Source organism: Rugamonas fusca, assembly GCF_014042365.1.
Lineage (GTDB): Bacteria > Pseudomonadota > Gammaproteobacteria > Burkholderiales > Burkholderiaceae_D > Rugamonas > Rugamonas fusca.
The window spans coordinates 1-230 of sequence record NZ_JACEZS010000124.1; the positions used below are offsets into that span (position 1 = coordinate 1).

Sequence of the window (230 nt, forward strand, 5' to 3'; positions counted from 1 at the left end):
CAGGGAGGCTGGTATGAGCAAGTATAGCGGTATCGATCTGCACGCGAACAATTGCGTGGTCGTAGTCAGCGACGAAGAAGACCGGATTTGTTGCGAAAGGCGCGTGCCCAACGACCTGACGAGGATAATCGCTCTGCTGGAGCCGTTTCGCGCCGAACTGGCCGGCGTCGCAGTGAAGTCGACCTTCAATTGGTATTGGCTGGTGGACGGCTTGCGTGCCGCCGGTTTCG

General features: G+C 58.7%; 1 protein-coding gene. It reads left to right on the forward strand.

The genetic code is table 11. The features are described from left to right. Positions 1-13 precede the first annotated feature (13 nt). Positions 14-230, forward strand: a 217-nt coding sequence (locus H3H36_RS27970; RefSeq protein WP_511268653.1) for an IS110 family transposase, incomplete at its 3' end; no start/stop codon positions are given.